Source organism: Streptomyces wedmorensis (assembly GCF_000716445.1).
In the GTDB taxonomy this organism is placed as follows: domain Bacteria; phylum Actinomycetota; class Actinomycetes; order Streptomycetales; family Streptomycetaceae; genus Streptomyces; species Streptomyces wedmorensis.
In genome coordinates this window covers 78,546-96,535 of the sequence record NZ_JNWK01000017.1, presented here as the reverse complement: position 1 = coordinate 96,535, position 17,990 = coordinate 78,546, and the positions used below count along the sequence as shown (strand labels likewise).

General features: G+C 72.0%; 16 protein-coding genes and 1 pseudogene. 9 read left to right on the top strand and 8 right to left on the bottom strand.

What is annotated here, in order from left to right:
- The first annotated feature begins 69 nt into the window (after positions 1 to 69).
- Complete coding sequence (locus tag OO54_RS15950) at positions 70 to 1,500, top strand: M1 family metallopeptidase (RefSeq protein ID WP_033203685.1); 1,431 nt, start codon at positions 70 to 72, stop codon at positions 1,498 to 1,500.
- A 147-nt stretch (positions 1,501 to 1,647) separates the two neighbouring features.
- Here the strand turns inward: OO54_RS15950 and OO54_RS15945 are convergent, their stop codons facing one another.
- Together OO54_RS15945 and OO54_RS15940 are read right to left on the bottom strand one after the other, a co-directional pair.
- Positions 1,648 to 2,178: a GNAT family N-acetyltransferase gene (locus OO54_RS15945; protein WP_033203684.1), complete on the bottom strand. Its 531-nt coding sequence runs from the start codon at positions 2,176 to 2,178 to the stop codon at positions 1,648 to 1,650.
- 60 nt (positions 2,179 to 2,238) lie between these two features.
- Positions 2,239 to 2,814: a TerD family protein gene (locus OO54_RS15940; RefSeq protein WP_017238251.1), complete on the bottom strand. Its 576-nt coding sequence runs from the start codon at positions 2,812 to 2,814 to the stop codon at positions 2,239 to 2,241.
- 139 nt (positions 2,815 to 2,953) lie between these two features.
- On the opposite strand from OO54_RS15940, the gene arfB reads away from it, so the two are divergent.
- A complete protein-coding gene (gene arfB / locus OO54_RS15935; protein WP_017238250.1) occupies positions 2,954 to 3,391 on the top strand; it encodes an alternative ribosome rescue aminoacyl-tRNA hydrolase ArfB in 438 nt (145 codons plus the stop codon).
- A 49-nt stretch (positions 3,392 to 3,440) separates the two neighbouring features.
- On the opposite strand, the gene OO54_RS15930 is transcribed toward arfB, so the two are convergent.
- Positions 3,441 to 4,007, bottom strand: a complete 567-nt coding sequence (locus OO54_RS15930; RefSeq protein ID WP_033203683.1) for a flavin reductase family protein — start codon at positions 4,005 to 4,007, stop codon at positions 3,441 to 3,443.
- Between the two features lie 317 nt (positions 4,008 to 4,324).
- Here OO54_RS15930 and cdgB point away from each other — a divergent pair, with 317 nt between their 5' ends.
- Together cdgB and OO54_RS15920 are read left to right on the top strand one after the other, a co-directional pair.
- Positions 4,325 to 6,037 carry a diguanylate cyclase CdgB gene (cdgB, locus tag OO54_RS15925; protein ID WP_033203681.1) on the top strand — a complete coding sequence of 571 codons (1,713 nt, stop codon included), beginning with the start codon at positions 4,325 to 4,327 and terminating at the stop codon, positions 6,035 to 6,037.
- A gap of 73 nt (positions 6,038 to 6,110) precedes the next feature.
- Positions 6,111 to 7,088: a CBM35 domain-containing protein gene (locus OO54_RS15920; protein ID WP_033203853.1), complete on the top strand. Its 978-nt coding sequence runs from the start codon at positions 6,111 to 6,113 to the stop codon at positions 7,086 to 7,088.
- Positions 7,089 to 7,110: 22 nt separating this feature from the next.
- Here the strand turns inward: OO54_RS15920 and OO54_RS15915 are convergent, their stop codons facing one another.
- The 3 genes from OO54_RS15915 to OO54_RS15905 all read right to left on the bottom strand — a co-directional run bounded on the left by OO54_RS15915 (position 7,111) and on the right by OO54_RS15905 (position 10,280).
- On the bottom strand, positions 7,111 to 8,031 hold the full coding sequence (locus OO54_RS15915; RefSeq protein ID WP_033203851.1) for a 1-phosphofructokinase family hexose kinase: 921 nt from the start codon (positions 8,029 to 8,031) through the stop codon (positions 7,111 to 7,113).
- A gap of 144 nt (positions 8,032 to 8,175) precedes the next feature.
- Positions 8,176 to 9,330, bottom strand: coding sequence for an N-acetylglucosamine-6-phosphate deacetylase (gene nagA / locus OO54_RS15910; RefSeq protein WP_033203680.1), 1,155 nt, complete (start codon positions 9,328 to 9,330; stop codon positions 8,176 to 8,178).
- Positions 9,330 to 10,280, bottom strand: a complete 951-nt coding sequence (locus OO54_RS15905; RefSeq protein WP_033203679.1) for an ROK family protein — start codon at positions 10,278 to 10,280, stop codon at positions 9,330 to 9,332. Before OO54_RS15905 ends, nagA begins: the two co-directional genes overlap by 1 nt.
- A 200-nt stretch (positions 10,281 to 10,480) precedes the next feature.
- On the opposite strand from OO54_RS15905, the gene OO54_RS15900 reads away from it, so the two are divergent.
- Complete coding sequence (locus tag OO54_RS15900) at positions 10,481 to 11,764, top strand: extracellular solute-binding protein (RefSeq protein ID WP_033203678.1); 1,284 nt, start codon at positions 10,481 to 10,483, stop codon at positions 11,762 to 11,764.
- A gap of 73 nt (positions 11,765 to 11,837) precedes the next feature.
- Here the strand turns inward: OO54_RS15900 and OO54_RS41560 are convergent.
- Positions 11,838 to 13,053, bottom strand: a pseudogene (locus OO54_RS41560) (RNA-guided endonuclease InsQ/TnpB family protein); the annotation flags it as partial.
- A gap of 17 nt (positions 13,054 to 13,070) precedes the next feature.
- On the opposite strand from OO54_RS41560, the gene OO54_RS15890 reads away from it, so the two are divergent.
- From OO54_RS15890 to otsB, 4 genes are all read left to right on the top strand, one after another.
- Positions 13,071 to 13,226 carry a FitA-like ribbon-helix-helix domain-containing protein gene (locus OO54_RS15890; protein WP_051786977.1) on the top strand — a complete coding sequence of 52 codons (156 nt, stop codon included), beginning with the start codon at positions 13,071 to 13,073 and terminating at the stop codon, positions 13,224 to 13,226.
- Positions 13,223 to 13,510 (top strand): DUF3263 domain-containing protein, encoded by a 288-nt coding sequence (locus tag OO54_RS15885; RefSeq protein WP_033203677.1) that lies wholly within the window; start codon positions 13,223 to 13,225, stop codon positions 13,508 to 13,510. The genes OO54_RS15890 and OO54_RS15885 overlap by 4 nt, the downstream gene beginning before the upstream one ends.
- 186 nt (positions 13,511 to 13,696) lie before the next feature.
- Positions 13,697 to 14,602, top strand: a complete 906-nt coding sequence (locus OO54_RS15880) for a Vgb family protein (protein WP_033203676.1) — start codon at positions 13,697 to 13,699, stop codon at positions 14,600 to 14,602.
- 65 nt (positions 14,603 to 14,667) lie between these two features.
- Positions 14,668 to 15,510, top strand: a complete 843-nt coding sequence (gene otsB / locus OO54_RS15875) for a trehalose-phosphatase (RefSeq protein WP_033203668.1) — start codon at positions 14,668 to 14,670, stop codon at positions 15,508 to 15,510.
- Positions 15,511 to 15,587: 77 nt separating this feature from the next.
- Here the strand turns inward: otsB and OO54_RS15870 are convergent, their stop codons facing one another.
- Entirely contained in the window at positions 15,588 to 17,894 is a 2,307-nt protein-coding gene (locus tag OO54_RS15870; protein ID WP_033203664.1) for an immune inhibitor A domain-containing protein, read from the bottom strand.
- Positions 17,895 to 17,990 lie beyond the last annotated feature (96 nt).

Genomic DNA, 17,990 nt, shown 5'->3' with positions numbered 1-17,990 from the left:
CCGCGTGTCCGCGTGTCCGCGGTCCGGTCCGTATGCGCCCGGTTCGGGAGGGTTGCTTAGGATCGGTACGTGACCCAGCGCAACCGGACCGGAGCCGCCGCCGCCCTCGTCGCCCTCGCGCTGCTCGCGGGCGGATGCACGGGGGCCACCGGCGGGGTCCGTGGCACCCCCGGGGCCGCCGGGCTGCGCGACCCGTACTTCCCGAAGCTGGGCAACGGCGGCTACGACGTGGGCCGTTACGCCCTGTCCCTGGCCTACGACCCCGGCACCGGGCGGATCGACGGCACCGCCGAGATCACCGCCCGCGCCACCCAGGACCTCAGCGCCTTCAACCTCGACCTCGCCGGCCTCACGGTGAGCGGCGCGACCGTCGACGGAGCCCGCGCCGCGTACAACCGCGCCGGTGACGAGCTGACGCTGCGGCCCCACGACGAGATCCCGAAGGGCGCGGAGTTCCGGGCCACCATCAGGTACGCGGGCGTGCCCGAGCCGATCACCGACGCGGACGGCTCGGCGGAGGGCTGGCTGCGCACCGCCGGCGGGGCAGTCGCGGTCGGCGAGCCGGAGGGCTCCAAGACCTGGTTCCCCGGCAACCACCACCCTTCCGACAAGGCCGCGTACGACATCACGCTCACCGTTCCGGCGGGCCTCGAAGCGTTCTCCAACGGGGTGAGGACCGAGCGCCGTACGGCCGCCGACGGCCGCGTCACCACCGTGTGGCACACGCCGGAGCCGATGGCGAGCTACCTGGCGACGGTCGCGATCGGCCGCTACGAGACGGGGACGGCGACCGCCGCCGGGCGCGCGGCCGACGCCGGTTCCGGTACGGACGCCGGTTCCGTGCCCGTGCTGACCGCCGTCGAGGCGTCCGTCACGGCGGACACGGCGGCGTTGCGGGCCGAGATCCCGGTGATCCTCGAACGGCAGGCGGATCGGTTCGGGCCGTACCCCTTCTCCGCCGCCGGCGCGATCGTCGTGAAGGACGGGCCGCTCGGCTACGCCCTGGAGACGCAGACGCGGCCCGTCTTCCCCGCCGCGTCGTTCGACCGGACGACCCTCGTCCACGAGCTGGCCCACCAGTGGTACGGGAACTCGGTCACCCCCGCGACCTGGCGGGACCTGTGGCTGAACGAGGGCTTCGCCACGTACGCCGAATGGCTGTACACGGAGGAGTACGAGGACGTCCCCGCCCGGACCCACTTCGAGCGGGCCTTCGCCCAGGACGCCAACTGGGCCTTCCCGCCGGCCGCACCGCCCGGCCCCGGCAACCTCTTCGACCCGCCCGTCTACCAGCGTGGCGCGATGGTCCTGCACAAGCTGCGCGAGACCGTCGGCGACCCCGTCTTCGACGAGATCCTGCGCGGCTGGCCCGCGAAGTACCGGCACGCCAACGCCTCCACGGGCGACTTCACGGCCTACGCGGAGAGCGTGGCGGGGAAGGACCTCGACGGCCTGTGGGACGTCTGGCTGTACGGCGACGGGAAGCCGGACCGCCCTTAGCGACGGGAAGCCGGACCGCCCTTAGCGACGGGAAGCCGGACCGCCCTTAGCGACGGGAAGCCGGACCGGCCTCGGCGACGGGGAGACCGGACCGGCCTCGGCGACGGGAAGCCGGACCGCCCTTAGCGACGGGAAGCCGGACCGGCTCTAGATCCGGGCCAGGGGCTTTCGCAGGACGACGCACGGGCGGCCGTGGGCGAGGTCCGGGCGGCGGGCGGTCTCCTCGTAACCGAGGGAGGTCCAGAAGGCGAGGGCCTTCGGGTTGTTCTCCAGGACGGCGAGCCGCAGGCCGGTGCGGCCGGCCGTGCGGAAGCGGTCCTCGACGTACGCGGCGAGCCGGCGGCCGTGGCCCGTGCGGTGCTCGTCCGCGTGGACCATGAGGAGCCCCAGCCACGGATCGGGGTCGGCCGGGTCGGGGTGGCGGCCGAGCGTCACGGCGACGGCCACGAGCCGGCCCTCGGAACGGGCGAGCAGCACCTCGGCGGTGGGCTCGGCGAGGTCGTCGGCGAGTGCGGCCGCGACCTGCTCGGGCCGGATGTCGGACGGATCCGGGAAGTCACCGCTGAGCTGCTGGAACTCCGCGTTCGACGCGTACAGCGCGGTGAGTTCGGTGAGCAGCGCGCCGGGGAGGGCGGCGCCGTCCTCCAGGGCCTTGGGGGCGAGGGCTTCGACGATCACGCGGACAGGGTAGAGCCCCGGCCGGGAAACCCGGCCGGGGCTCTACCGGCGCGCGACGGATCAGAGGTTGACGCCGAAGTCGCGGGCGATGCCCTCGAGGCCGGACGCGTAGCCCTGGCCGACGGCGCGGAACTTCCACTCGGCGCCGTTGCGGTAGAGCTCGCCGAAGACCATGGCGGTCTCGACGGCCGCGTCCTCGGAGAGGTCGTAGCGGGCGAGCTCGGCTCCGCCGGCCTGGTTGACGATGCGGATGTACGCGTTGCGCACCTGGCCGAAGTTCTGCGAGCGGTTGACCGCGTCGTAGATGGAGACCGGGAAGACGATCTTGTCGACGTTCGGCGGGAGGGCCGCGAGGTTGACGTTGATCTGCTCGTCGTCGCCGCCGCCCTCGCCGGTGCGGTTGTCACCGGTGTGGACGATGGTCTGGTCCGGCGTCGACTTGTTGTTGAAGAAGACGAAGTGGGCGTCGGAGGCGACCTTGCCGGCGGCGTCCACGCCGATCGCCGAGGCGTCGAGGTCGAAGTCGGTGCCGGTGGTGGTGCGGACGTCCCAGCCGAGGCCCACGGTGACGGCGGCGAGGCCCGGGGCCTCCTTGGTCAGGGAGACGTTGCCGCCCTTGGACAGGCTCACAGCCATGGAAAGTCCCTTTCATCGTGATGTCGTCGCCTGGAGAAACGCGTGTGCGGCTCCGGCGGTTCCCGCCCGGTCTTCCGCAGGGTTTCCCGTGGGATCCGTGGCGAAAACAGGATGACTCCCATGGCCCCCTCCGGGGAACATGGAAGGCATGTCCGGTCCGTATCCCATCCGCGGCTCCGTCTCGCTTCCCGAGGCCGAGCTCCAGTGGCGTTTCTCGCGGTCGTCGGGGCCGGGCGGGCAGCACGTCAACACCAGCGACTCGCAGGTGGAGCTCCGCTTCGACCTCGCGGCCACCGAGGCGCTCCCCGAGGTGTGGAAGGCGCGCGCCCTGGAGCGCCTCGCGTCCCGCCTCGTCAACGGCGTCGTGTCGGTGCGCGCGTCGGAGCACCGCTCCCAGTGGCGCAACCGCGAGACGGCGGCGGTGCGACTCGCCGCGCTCCTCGCCGAGGCGACGGCCCCGCCGCCGAAGCCCCGCAGGCCGACGAAGATCCCGCGCGGGATCAACGAGCGGCGGCTGCGCGAGAAGAAGCAGCGCTCGGAGACGAAGAAGACCCGTCAGTCCCGAGACTGGAGCTGAGCGCCCGCCGCTCCCGTGACGGGAGCTGAGCGCCGGTCGAGCGCCGTGTTCAGGACAGGTGGCGGTACTTGCCCTGGAAGTACGTGAGCGGGCCGATGCTCGAGGCGGACGGCAGGGCGGCGGTCAGGACGCGGCCCACGACGAGGGTGTGGTCGCCGGCGACGACGCGGCTCTCGGTGCGGCACTCCAGGGTGGCCAGCGCGCCGCCCATCAGGGGGGCGCCGCTCTCCTCGCCGCGGGTGTGGGGGAGGTCGGCGAAGAGGAGCCGGTCGCTGACGCGGTTCTTCATGGCGAAGCGGCCGGCGACGTGCCGCTGGTCCTCGGCGAGCATCGAGACCGCCCAGACGGGGACGTCGGTGAGCAGGTCGTCCATGCGGGAGTCGTTGCGGAGGCTGACCAGGACGAGGGGCGGGTCGAGGGATACCGACATGAAGGCGGTGGCCGTCATGCCGACGTCCTCGCCGCGCGGGCCGTCGTCGGGGTCGTGCGCGGTCACCAGGACCACGCCCGACGCGAGGCGGGACATGGCCGCCCGGAACTCGTCGTTGCTCACCCCCTCAGCATGCGGGATGGCCAGGTCGGAGACGGGGGGCGGGGCGGGGGTCTTCTGCAGCACACCAGCACGCTAATCCGGCGCCCGAGCCGCGCGCATCGGCCCCGGGGACCAGTCCGCCACCCCCGCCGGTCCTAGGTCCTGTCCGAAAGTCCCGCCCGGCCCGCCGGGCGGAGGGGGCCCTTCCGCCCTATGGCGCGAGGCCTCGGGAGGAAAGGTGCGACCCGCCATGAGCTGCTGTGACTTGAGTCACAGAGGGCAGTATTTGCTGACCCTGTGTACCGGGTGCGCAGCTCGCTGTGATTCAGTGGCAGTGACAGTGCAACACGTAGCCGATGAGAACCCTGGAGTTGCTGTCGAGGTCTCGGGGAGAGCGAGCGATGGAGACCGAGTCGGAGCCGTACGTCCGTCTCTCGACCCTGCGGCAGCTGCATCAGGTCGTGGCGGACCTCAACACTGCCCGCAGCCTGGCGGACACCCTGCAGACCGTCGCCGACGGCGTCGTCGCGGGTCTCAACTACGAGCTGGCCTGCGTCAACCTCGTCCGTCCCGACGGTGACCTGGTCGTCGCCGCGTTCGCCGGAAGCTCCGCCGCCGAGGCCCTGATCACCGGCCGGGTCGGCCCCCGCGAGTCCTGGGAGCGGCGTCTCTCCATGGGCGTCGCCTGGGGCGACCTGAGGTTCATCCCGCACACCGAGGGATGGGTGCTGATGGAGGACGACGTCCCCCAGTGGCACACCGACGGCCCGGCGCCCCGCTTCGAGGACGAGTGGCACCCGCACGACCGGCTCTACGCCCCGATGTACGCCTCCGGCTCCGGCCGCGAGCTCCTCGGCGTCATATCCGTCGACCGCCCGCGCAACGGCCGGCACCCGGGCCCCTGGGGCCAGGAGGCGCTCCAGATGTACGCCTCCCAGTCGGCCATCGCCATCAGCAACGCGCGCCTCCGCTCCAACATGCAGCGCGCCCTGGTCCGCCTGGAGCGCGAGCAGCAGGCCCTGCGGGCCAGCGAGGAGTCCTTCCGGCAGGCCTTCGAGTACGCGCCCTCCGGCATGGCCATCGCCGAGATGGGCGGCGACCAGCACGGCCGGCTGCTCCGCACCAACGACGCCCTGTGCCGGCTCCTCGGCCGCCCCGCCTCCGTGATGCGGCGCTACTCCTTCGCCGACCTCGTCCACCCCGAGGACATCGGGACCCTGCTCAGGACCTCCGCCGAGGGCGGCCGGGCCGAGCTGCGGCTCGGGCGGCGCGACGGCACGTACGTCTGGGTCTCCCTCCGCAACTCGGTCGTCGCCGACACCGCCGACGGCCCCCGCTTCCTCCTCACCCACGTCGAGGACATCGAGGAGCGCAAGCGGCACGAGCTCCAGCTCGCCCACCGGGCCTCGCACGACGCCCTCACCGGCCTGCCCAACAGCGCCGAGCTGCGCTCCCGTCTCTCGGCCCGCATCTGCGAGCGCCCGTCGGCGCCGGGGGACGAGGCCGCGTACGGCACCTACGACTCCGCGCGCGACGGCGGCTACGCGACCGGGCACGAGTCCTCGTACGACACCTCCTACGACTCCGGCTACGAGCCGCAGCCGTACGAGCACGAGCACGAGCACGGCTTCGGCTTCGAGCCGGCGGGCGGCGCCGGGCCGTACGACCACCACGTCCACGCGGTCGCCCCGACGGGCGGGGAGGTCGACGACGGCACCAAGGGGCTCGCGGTCCTCTTCTGCGACCTGGATGGCTTCAAGTCGATCAACGACCGGTTCGGTCACCACACTGGCGACGCCGTCCTCATCGAGGTCGCCCGCCGGCTCACCACCGGTGTGCGGGACGGCGACACCGTGGCCCGGCTCGGCGGTGACGAGTTCGTCGTCCTCGCCGACGGCCTCGGCTCCGCGGACGCCGCCGACCTGGCCGTACGCCTCCGCAACGCGATCATCCCGCCGATCCGGGTGGACGGGCGGGCGGTCCGGGTGGGGGCGAGTTTCGGCATCGGTTGGGCCGAGTGCGGGATGACCGTAGAAGAGGTCCTGAACTCCGCCGACCAGCGGATGTACGTGGAGAAACGCTCCCGCGCGAAGGTCCACCGACGGGCGGGCTGAGTCGCGCGCTCGTCCGTTCGGGGTAGGCTCGGCCGGTCGGCGACGGCTGGCGAGCATGGAGAGGATGACCCGGATGGCTGCCGGTAACGACGGCGCGAACAAGCCCGAGGACGACGATCCGTTCGGCTACCTGTACGCGGACGGCCAGGCAGCGGGCGCCCAGCCCCCGCAAGGCGGTGGCTACGGCTACCCCGGCCCCGCCCCCGCCCAGCCCGGCGTGCCCCGAACCTCGTACAACCAGGTCAGAACGGTCGGCGAGCGCCAGTACGGCCAGCACCAGCAGCAGCCGTACGTGCCGCAGCAGCAGGCCCCGTACGGCCAGCCGCAGGCGCAGTACGCCGCGCCGGAGACCTACGGCGGCGGCCACGGTGGTCCCGGCGGCCCGCAGACCCGTCAGACGCCGATCCCGCCCCAGCGCGGCGGCGGCTCCGGCGGCGGCCCCAACACCCGCGGCATCCTCATCGGCGCCGTCGCGGTCGTCGCGGTCGTCGTGATCGGCATCACCGCGGCCGTGATCTCCAACTCGGGCGACAAGGACAAGGACGACAAGGCCGGCGGGGGCACCCCCACGACCGCGCCCTCCCAGGCCTCCGAGACGCCCAGCTCCGAGCCGAGCACCGACAAGACCCCGGAGGAGCTCCCCAAGCAGGACGCGGCGACGCTGAAGCTGGGTGGTTCGGCCGGCACGGAGACCGTCGTCAAGGGCGCCGAGGGCGCGGGCGGCGTGTACGTGTCGGGCTTCAACCAGGTCGGCGCCTCGGTGACCTGGAAGGCGAACATGCCGTCGGACGGCAAGTACCGCCTGACCGTGCGCTACGCGATCCCGGCGGTGGACGCCAACGCCACGCTGACGGTCAACGGCACGCCGAACTCGAACCCGCTCGGCCTGAAGAACTTCGTCCACTCCTCGGACCCGAACCTGGAGAAGAACTGGCAGACCACCTGGGCGCCGGTCACCCTCCAGAAGGGCGAGAACGAGATCAAGATCTCGTGCGAGCAGGGCAACCAGTGCAACGTGCTGCTCGACTGGCTGGAAGTCACCCCGGGCTGAGGCCGGTAACGGAGGCGGCCCCTCAGGGGGCCTCTTCCGTCACCTTCACGCGCGGCAGGAGTTCCTCGTAGGCCGCCGTGTCGAACTCGCCGGCCACCGGGGAGAGGACCGTGGCCGCGGAGAGGGCGACGGCCCGGGCCAGGCGGTCGGGCCAGGGGAGGCCTTCGACGAGGCCGGCGAGGAGGCCTGCGACGGCGGAGTCGCCGGCTCCCGTCGGGTTGCCGCGTACGGGGGCCGGCGGGGCGGCGCGCCACAGGCCGTCGGGGGTGGCGGCGAGGAGGCCTTCGGGGCCGAGTGAGGAGATCACGGCGTGGGCGCCCCGGCGGCGCGCGTCGTGGGTGGCCCGGCGGGGTTCGCGGGAGCCGGTGAGGTGCGCGAGTTCGTCGGCGTTGGGCTTGACCAGGTCGGGGCGGGCGGCGATGCCCCGCCGCAGCGGTTCCCCGCTGGTGTCGAGGAGCACGGGCACGGCGGCCGCGCGGGCGAGCCGGACGAGTTCCGCGTACGCCCCCACGTGGATGCCCGGCGGGAGGCTGCCGCAGAGCGCCACCGCCCTTGCTCCGTGGAGGAGTTCGGCGAAGCGGCTGCGGAAGGCCGTCCACTCGGCGGCGGTGACGGCCGGTCCCGGCTCGTTGAGCTGCGTGGTGTCGCCGGTCGCGGTGTCGACGACCGCGACGGTGCGCCGGGTGGTCCCCGCGGTCTCCACGAGTTCGTCCCGTACGGACGTCGGCGCGAGCAGCTCCCGCAGCGTGGCGCCGGTGGCGCCGCCCGCGAAGCCGGTGGCCACCGTCTCGTGGCCGAGCGCGGCGAGCACCCGCGCCACGTTGAGGCCCTTGCCGCCGGGGCGTTCGATGACCTGGGTGACCCGGTGGGAGGCGTGCGGGGTGAGGGCGGGGACCCGGTAGGTCAGGTCCAGTGCCGTGTTGAGGGTGACCGTCAGGATCACCTGTCCCACCCCCGTACTCCGTACTCCTCGCTCCGCGCCCCGTGGGGAGGCTGGGGAACGACCGCTTCGACGGGCACTGATCATGCCAAACGAAAGACGATCGGCCCAGACCCCGGACCGACCGCCTTCGCGCATGACTCCTGATCAGGCCGCTGCGGCCGCCGTCGGGTCGACGATCCACTCGCCCTTGCGCATGACGCCCTTGAGGCCGAACTCGGCGTCGAGGACGACGATGTCGGCGTCCTTGCCGGGCTCCAGGGAGCCGACGCGGTCGTACGCGCCGAGGAGGCGGGCGGGGTTGGCGGAGAGGGCCTGGACGACGGACTCGACGGGGAGGCGGTCGATGGTGACGGCGCGCTTGAAGGCGCGGTCCAGGGTGAGGGTGGAGCCGGCGATGGAGCCGCCCTCGACGAGGCGGGCGACGCTGTCCTTCACCTCGACGGCCAGGGAGCCGAGCATGTAGCTGCCGTCGCCGAAGCCGGCCGCGTCCATGGCGTCGGTGATGAAGGCGACGCGATCGGCCCCGGCGTGGTGGAAGGCGAGTTCCAGGGCGGCGGGGTGCAGGTGGGTGCCGTCGTTGATGAGCTCGACGGTGATCCGCTCGTCCTCCAGGAGCGCGGCGATCGGGCCGGGCGTGCGGTGGCCGAGGGCGGGCATCGCGTTGAAGAGGTGGGTGGCGACGGTGGCGCCCGCGTCGATGGCGGCGACCGTCTGCTCGTACGTGGCGTCGGTGTGGCCGATGGCGGCGATCACGCCGTGCTCGGTGAGGAGGCGTACGGAGTCGAGGCCGCCGGGCAGCTCGGTCGCGAGCGTGACCATCCTGGCCTGGCCGCGGCCGGCGTCGATGAGCTTGCGGACGTCGGCCGGGTCGGGGTCGCGGAGCAGCGTCTCGTCGTGGGCGCCCTTGCGGCAGGGGGAGATGAACGGGCCCTCGAAGTGGAGGCCGGCGATGTCGCCCTGCTCGGCGAGTTCCGAGAGCAGGCCGGCGCGCTGGGTCAGGAAGTCCATCTCGCCGGTGACGAAGGAGGCGACGACGGTGGTCGTGCCGTGCAGGCGGTGGGTGTGGACGCCCTTGAGGACGTCGTCGACCGTGCCGGAGGTGAAGGAGGCGCCGCCGCCGCCGTGGTTGTGCATGTCGACGAAGCCGGGGACGAGCCAGTGGCCGGTCAGGTCGATGCTCGGAGCACCCTCGGGCGCGCTGCCCGCGATGCGGCCGCCGTCGACGATCACGCGTCCGTTCTCGACGATCCCGGTGGGCAGCACGACGTGTGCGCCGGCGAGAACCTTGTGATCGGCCATCAGGCGGAAACCTCCGAGTCGGTGGGGGGCTGGTCGGCGAGCAGGTCCCAGGCGAGGAGGCCCGCGCCCAGGCATCCGGCGGTGTCCCCGAGGGCCGCCGGGACGATGGCGGGCAGCTTCTGGAACGTGACTCGCTCCTCCACCGCGGCCCGAAGTGGTGTGAACAAGGTTTCCCCGGCCTCGGCCAGCCCGCCACCGATGATGAGCGTGCGGGGGTCCAGCAGGGTGAGCGCGGTGACGAGGCCGTCGGCGAGGGCGTCGACGGCGTCCTGCCACACCCGTGCGGCGGCGGCGTCGCCGGATTCGACGGCCTTGGCGCAGTCGGCGGCGTCGGCGTCCGGGTCGCCGCTGGCGGCGGCCCATGCCTGGGAGACGGCGGAGGCGGAGGCGTACCGCTCCAGGCAGCCGCGCTGGCCGCAGCCGCAGTCGGTGCCGCCGGGGCGGACGACGATGTGGCCGATCTCGCCGGCGTAGCCGTGGGCGCCGGCCTCGATGCGGTCGCCGATGCCGATGGCGCCGGCGATGCCGGTGCCGAGGGGGACGAAGAGGAAGCGGTCGGCGCCGTTGCCCGCGCCGATGCGGCCTTCGGCGAGGCCGCCGGTGCGCACGTCGTGGCCGAGGGCGACGGGGATGCCGTCGAGCCGGCGGCTGAGGAGTTCGCGCATGGGAACGTCGCGCCAGCCGAGGTTGGCGGCGTAGACGGCGATGCCGTTCTCGGCGTCGACGATTCCGGGGACGGCGACTCCGGCGGCCGCGGCGGGCTCGCCGTACTGTTCCTCGCCGAGTGCGCGGAGCTCTTCGGCGAAGCCGAGGATGGTCTCCACCACGGCCTCGGGGCCGCGGCGGCGCCCGGTGGCGCGGCGGGCCTCGTGGAGCAGGGTGCCGTCCGCCCCGACGAGGGCGGCCTTCATGCCGGTGCCGCCCACATCCAGGGCGATGACGTGTCTCACGGGGACAGTCTGTCGCGCGAGCACCCAAAAGGTCTAGTCCACTGCCGAGGATTGTTGCGTACGGATACAAATTCGAGGGCCGAGCCGAGTTGCGGAAGTGATACCCAAGTGGTGTAGACCTCATGTCCGGTCCCGCGAGAGACTTGCGGCCCTGCGAAGAGCGAACACTTTGCTCCGCGCAGCTCAACGACGAGCAAAAGGTGGATGAAGCCGTGGAGCGGCGACGATTTCTTGGACTGACCGCGGCCGCCGCCGCCCTCGGACTGACCGCCACGGTCGCCGGGTGCGGCTCCCTCGGAGGCGACTCCGGCGACGTGACCCTCCGGCTGGTCGCCGCCGAGTACGACCTGACCGGTGGCGACTCCACCAAGAAGTACTGGACCGACCTCGTCGCCGCCTTCGAGGCGCAGCACCCCGGCGTCAAGATCGAGATCCAGGTCGAGTCCTGGGACGACGTCGACCGCAAGGTCGCCGAGATGGTCGCGGCCGGCAACGCCCCCGACATCGCCCAGATCGGCGCCTACGCCGACTACGCCGACGCCGGCAAGCTCTACGCCGCCGACGAGATCCTCTCCATACCCGTCCAGGCCAACTTCCTCGCCCCGCTCGTCGCCGCCGGCGAGTCCAAGCGCACCCAGTACGGCCTGCCCTTCGTGGCCTCCACCCGGCCCCTCTTCTACAACGAGGAACTCTTCGACCAAGCCGGGCTCAAGGCCCCCAAGACCTGGGCCGAGCTGGCCGCCGCCGCCGAGAAGCTGAAGGACGACGGCGTCCCCACCCCCTTCGCGCTGCCCCTCGGCCCCGAGGAGGCCCAGGCCGAGACCCTGATGTGGCTGCTCAGCGGAGGCGGCGGCTGGACCGACGCCACCGACCACTACGTCGTCGACTCCGACGCCAACGTCCGCACCTTCGAGTGGCTCCGGACGAACCTCGTCGGCAAGGGCCTCACCGGCCCCGTCGCCCCCGGCAAGCTCAACCGCAAGGCCGCCTTCGCCGCCTTCGCGCGCGGCGAGGTCGGCATGCTCAACGGCCACCCCTCGCTCGTCAAGGAGGCCGCCAAGAAGGGCGTCAAGGTCGGGCAGGTCCCCCTCCCCGGCGCCGACGGCACGCCCAAGTCCTCCATGGGCGTCGCCGACTGGATCATGGGCTTCAAGCAGAACGGTCACCGCAAGGAGATCGGCGACTTCCTCAACTTCGTCTTCAGCGACGAGAACGTCCTGAAGTTCGCCGGGGACAACGACCTCCTTCCGGTCACCGTCAGCGCCTCCACCCGCATGGAGACCGACCCCGAGTACGCCAACCTCCGCGAGTTCCTCAAGGGCCTCCCCAACGCCCAGCTCCCGCCGGTCGGCAAGACCTCCTGGGCCAAGGTCAGCGAGAACGTCAAGCAGAACATCGGCAAGGCCGTCGCCCCCGGCGCCAAGCCCGCCGAGGTCCTCGCCGCCATCGGCCGAGCGGCGACGGCGGCGGAGGCGGCCGAGTAATAGGTTGTTCGTTTGACCGCTCCCCCTCCTGAAGGAGGGGGATTCCTGGCTCACTTCGCCTGCGGACCGGCGGTCCGGCAGGTCTTACGAGATCAACACCAGCCGGGTACGAGACCAGCCCGGACGAGCATCACGCGGGCGGAGTTCTTGTCCCTCGGTCGGGAGACTCCGCACGCGGTGCACGTGTAAGTGCGTTCGGACAGGGGCAGTGCGTGCTTGGCTCTCGCTCCGCAGTCCGCGCAGTCCATCGTGGTGTGGGCGGGGTGCACCAGGTGCACCAGGTGCACCCCACGCCCGTGCTTGCGGCCCATCTCGGTCAGGGCCTTCTTCGTCGCGGAGATAGCCGCGTCGGCGGCCTTGCGGGTCATGGTCGACTTCGCGAGGAACTTCGGGCGGAAATCCTCCACCGCGAGCTGGTCGAAGTCGCGGACGACTTTCTTGGCCCACTTGCGGCCGGTGTCCTGACGCTGACGGGCGACCTTCTTGTGCAACTTCGCCGTCTGGCGCTTCGCGTCGCGGTATCCCTTGGAGGCGGCCTCGCCTCGCTTCGGCTTACGTCGAGCCATCATCCGCTGATACCGGGCGAGACGTTGCGCGGCGTTCTTCCCGTGCTGGGTGTGAGGGAGATCGTGTGCGTCGCTGGTGGTGGTGGCGGTTTCCTTCACGCCCCAGTCAATGCCGATCGCCGCGCCCGTGGCGAGAAGTGATTCGACCTCGGTGGCGACGACGAACGACGCGTACCAATGCCCAAGGCCATCGCGGTGGACGCGCACGCTGGACGGATCGGAAGGCAGCGCACGCGACCACACCACGGTGACGACGATGCCGCCCGCGAGGTGCAGACGGCCGTCCTTCAATCGGAAGCCGCGCCGGGTGTACTCAAGCGTTGGCGCGCTCTCGCGCTTCTTCTTGTACTTCGGCATCCCCGCCCGCTGTCGCAGAGGAAGCCGCGCCTTGATGTCCTTGAGCGCTTTGGCGCGGGACTTTCCGAAGTCTCGGATCAACTGCTGTTGCGGAACGCAGGCGCCATCGCGAAGCCACTCGTTCCCGGCCCGCGCCTCGGTCAGCATTTTCGCGAGCTGAACCGGGCCGCACGTCGGCTTGTCCGCGTCTTCGGGCAACGCCTGGTTGTTCTGGTGAGTCTGCTTGGACTTGGCGACGGATTCGTTCCAGATCCACCGGCACCGCGACCACTCCGCCTCCAGGGCGGCCCTCGCGCTGGACGACACGCGGAGGCGATAGGCGAAACGGGCGTGCCCGGCCGCTCCCGCTTCCCTTAATGTCGTCATGATGTCAAAGTAGCATCATGGTCCGTTTTGCGCTGCGCATTCCCGAAGATCTCCACGCCCGTCTTGTCGCGCAGGCGGCTGCGGACCGCAGGTCGATCAACGCTGAGATCCTGTACTTGCTGGAGGGCGCGTTGCCCGCTCCGGTGGCAGACGACGAGAAGGAGTCCGGATGACCACCGACGACGCCTGGGAACCGGCTGACGACGTTGCTTCCTCTGGTGATGGAGACGAGAGCGCGCTCGGGGAGCGCGAGCAGGCGCTTCTCGCGCTCGAGCGTCGGTCCTGGCCCGGCCCCGGGGCGAAGGAGCGGGCCGTCCGGGAGCGGCTGGGTCTCTCCCCGACGCGCTACTACCAGCTGCTCAACGCACTCCTCGACGACCCGCGTGCCCTCGCCCACGACCCGGTGACGGTCAACCGGCTGCGCCGGGTCCGGGAGGAGAAGCAGAGGCGGCGGTAGGGCCGGCGCCGGAAGCGGTGCCGGTGGCCCGGAGGGCGGGCGCTGTGGGCAGGGGGCCTGTCCGGTGCTGCGATCGGACGATTCGGCGCCCGCCGGGCGGCGTGGCGCGGGGCGGGTTCGCGGGCGGCGGCGGGGCGCGGGGTTGAGTGGATCGGTCCCCCTCGCTCCCCTCCTCAAGGAGCCGTCGTGACCACGACCGACCGCAGACTTCCCGCAGGCACCGTCCTGCTCTCCGACTCGTCCACCTTCGGCTGCCAGGGCGGGGTGCACTTCTTCGACCCGGCCACGGGCCTGCGGGGATTCTTCGCCATGGGCGGCGACCTCGTGGGGGCCACCGGAATCGCGCTCGAAGCCGACGGCAACGTCCTGGTGACCAAGGACCGGCACCATCCCGGCGGTGGCACGCTGCTGCGACTCTTCCGGGTGGACGGGTCGACGAAGCAGACGGTGGTGTCGTCCGAGGGGAGCCTCGTGAGCCCGATCGCCGTCGCCGTCGAGGGCGACGGCAACATCCTCGTGGCCGATCTCTTCTCCAAGGGCATGGGCGCCGTCATCCGGATCGACCCCGTCACCGGGGAGCAGACCGTCCTGTCGGTGGGCGAGTCCAGGACCGACCCCCTGCGCCCCTGCGGGCTGTGCGTGGAGGCCGACGGCAGCATCGTGATCGTCGAACAGGCCGGCCCCGTCCCCGAACCTCCCGCGCCGCAGGTGGTCCGGATCGACCCGGTCAGCGGCGCGCGCACGGTGATCTCGTCCGGCGGCAGTCTCCGCAGCCCCGTGGACGTGGTGATCGACCACCACGGGAACATCGTGGTCGTGGACGCCAACGCGTTCGAGGGCTTCGCCGGCGGGGTGATCAAGGTGGACCCGGTGAGCGGGCGGCAGACCACCGTGACCTCCGGCGGCAGTTTCGACACCCCCGCCGCGATCGCCGTCGAGGCCGACGGCACCCTGCTGGTCACCGACAACAAGGCACTGACCAGGGAGCCCACCGTGTTCCGGGTGGACCCCGCCACCGGCGACCAGCGCGTGCTCATCATGGGCCCGCCCTTCACGTCCCTCAGCGGCGTCAGGGTCGTCCCCGCCGGCTGAGGTCCGGGCCGAGGGTGACCCAGGCCCCACTGACGGGACGGCCGGACGTCGGTAGGGTCGGAAGCATGGTCAGTAGCCTCCCGCACCCGGCCACGCCCGCAGGCCGCGACGGTCTGGCCGCGCTGCTCGCGCGGCCGGAGAAGGCCGTCGTGGCGCTCGACTTCGACGGGACCCTCGCCGAGATCGTCGCCGACCCCGAACAGGCCCGCGCGCACCCCGGCGCGGTGGCGGCGCTCGCGGCGCTCGCCCCCGAGGTCGCGTCCGTCGCCGTCGTGACGGGCCGGCCGGCCGGGGTCGCCGTCCGCTACGGCGGCTTCGCCGGTGTGCCGGGTCTGGAGCGGCTCGTCGTGCTCGGCCACTACGGCGCGGAGCGCTGGGACGCCGTCACCGGGACGGTGCAGGCCGCCGCTCCGCACCCGGGCGTCGCCTCCGTGCGCGCCGAGCTGCCCGGGTTCCTGGACCGGGCCGGTGCGTGGCCGGGCGTCTGGATCGAGGAGAAGGGCCGGGCGGTCGCGGTGCACACCCGCCGCGCCCTCGACCCGGAGGGCGCCTTCGAGGCGCTCAAGGGGCCGCTCGGCGAGCTCGCCGCCCACCACGGTCTCGTCCTGGAGCCCGGCCGCATGGTCCTGGAGCTGCGGCCACCCGGCATGGACAAGGGCGTCGCCCTGGCCGAGTACGTACGGGAGGTGGGAGCCGGGTCGGTGCTGTACGCGGGCGACGACCTGGGCGACCTGCCCGCCTTCGCCGCCGTCGAGCGGCTGCGGTCCGACGGCACTCCCGGTCTCCTCGTCTGCAGCGGCTCCGCCGAGGTCACGGAGCTGGCCGAGCGCGCCGACCTGTCGGTGCAGGGCCCGCCGGGTGTGGTCGCGTTCCTGACGGAACTGGCGGGGGCGGTGCGGGAGGCCTGAGGGCCCCGGAAGACGGCGGGGGCGGTACGGGAGGCCCGAAGGCCTTCCCGTACCGCCCCCGCCGGGTGGTTCGGCGATCAGTGCGCGGCCGGGTTGGTCACGCTGATCGTCAGGTCGTCGCCGGCGTCACCGGTGACCGTGACGCGCACGCCGTGGCCGGCGACCTTCACGCTGGCCTGGGGGGCCGTGGTGTCGTAGTACGCGTTGGGGTCGGTGTCGTCGAAGACCGGGATGCCCGGGACGGAGGGGGCGCAGGCCGCCTGCGTCTCGACGGTCTTGTTGCCGCCCTTGCCCACCAGGACCTCCTTGTGGAGGCAGGTCGCGTCGGTGGCCTCCAGGCCGAAGGTCGCGTCGAAGGGCTGGCGCCGGTTGCTGGGCGCGGTCCCGTCGGCGTACTTGAAGGGCGCCGGGCGGGCGTCGACGGCCATCGCCGAGCCGCCACCGGGGTGGTTGCTGACGTTGTTGTCGTCGAAGGACCGGTCGACGTACCAGACGAGCAGGCCGTTCTGGTAGCGGAAGTACTCGACCCAGTCCGGGGCGGTGACGCCCTTGCTGAACTGGTACGGGCCCTCGGCGAGGAGCGCGTCGGAGCCGACGTACTCGCGGTTCTCCAGGAGGTAGTACCGCGGGGAGGTGGCCGTCTCGGTGCCGGTGGAGATCTTCCAGCGGCCCTGTGCGGTCCAGCCGTTCGCGCCGTTCTCGACGTCGTCCGTCGCCAGGGTCGTGCCGCCCGAGGTCAGCGTGACGTCGTCGAGGAACGCGCCGGCGAAGTGCACGCCGCCGTCGCTCTGGTAGCGGAAGCGGAACAGCGACGGCTTGCCGGCGGAGTCGTATGTGTACCGCAGCGTCGTCCACCTGCCGGACGAGGAGCCGGAGACGGGGTCGCCGGCGCGGGCCCAGGTGGCGCCGCCGTCGAGGGAGTACTCGGCGAAGAGGTAGTCGAAGTCCGCCTCGATCTCGTACCAGGCGCTCGCCTTGACGGTCACGCGCGGGGCGGCCGGCACGGAGCGGGTGAGGGACTGGTTGAGGCCGTCGGCCGAGCCGGTCCACCAGGCGTGCGTGCCCGAGGCGGGCGTCGCGTACGTGGTGCTGCTCGTCTTGTCCGGGAGCGCGACGCGGACCGCCTGGTCCTTGCCGGTGACCTGGAGTTGCGCCGGGTTCAGGGTGTACGTGCCGTCGGCGCCGAGCGGGGCGTCGCTGTAGTCCAGCCAGCCGAGGAAGAGCTTCTCCTCGGCGCCCATGAGGCCCGGGTGGGTGCCGATGCCGGCGTCGGCGGCGGCGCCGTGGCTCAGCCAGGAGCCGGAGCTCATCAGGGTCCAGAAGGCGGTGGAGTTCTCGCCGCCGTCGGTGTCGTAGTAGTCCGGCAGGCCGAGGTCGTGGCCGAACTCGTGGCAGAAGACGCCGAGTCCGCCGTTCTCGCCCTCGGTGGTGTAGTCGCCGAGCCAGTACTTGGACTGGCCGATGCGCGCGCCGCCGCCCTTGTTCTGGGTGCCGGCGACGTCCGGTCCGGTGAGGCCGTAGTCGTCGCCGTTCACGAACCAGCGGTGCGACCAGATGGCGTCCTCGCCCTGCGCGCCGCCGCCGGCGTCCTCGCCCATTCCGGCGTGCACGGCCTGGAAGTGGTCGATGTAGCCGTCGGCCTCGTCGAAGTTCCCGTCGTGGTCCCAGTCGTTGCGGTCCCAGACGTCGAACTGCGCGAGGTACGCGTCGATCTCGGCCGGCGACTTGCCGGCGGCGATCTGCGCGTTCCACCACGCGTCGCCGGTGTCCTGGATGAAGGCCCACGAGCCGCCGGTGTCCTCGACGGCGTTGTCGCCGTAGCTGGAGGCGTTGCCGGGGACCTTGACCCAGTTCTCGACGGTGTTGGTCACCGAGTACCGGCCGCCCGACAGCTTCTCGTAGTACGTCTTCATCGACTCGCCGGGGCCGTTGAAGAGGTTCTCGTAGTACGGCTTCGAGAAGTCGGCGGTCCAGGCGTTGGAGTTGTCCGTGGCCCGGTCCGGTCGGGGGATCTGGTTGTGCAGCGGGCCGGGGACGGTGCCGAGCTTGCCGGAGCCCTGGTCGCCGAACTCGGAGAGGATCGTGAAGATCTTCTCCTGGCGCTGGGCGGTCGTGGTCAGGGTCTCCACGAACTTGCCGTCGGCGACCTCGACGACGCCCTTGGCGTTCGCCTTCGCCTTGCCCTTGGCGATCAGGTCGATCGCCTTCTCTCGCAGCTCGCTGCGCTGCTTCGTGAGCGGTCCGGGGCGGTTGTCCGAGCGGTGTGCCTTGGCGCCCGCCGGTGTTCCCTCCCTGGCCTCCTGCGCGGCGGCGGGGGTGAGCCCCGCGGCGAGGAGTGCGGTGAGCGCGGACCCGAGGGTCATGCCCACGACAATCTTCTTCACGTCTCTTGCGATCCTTCCGCTTGCCTCATGTGCTTCATGGGGAAAAACGGATCGCCTGGGGGAACGATCGCCGCAGAGTCTGACACGAGATGACCC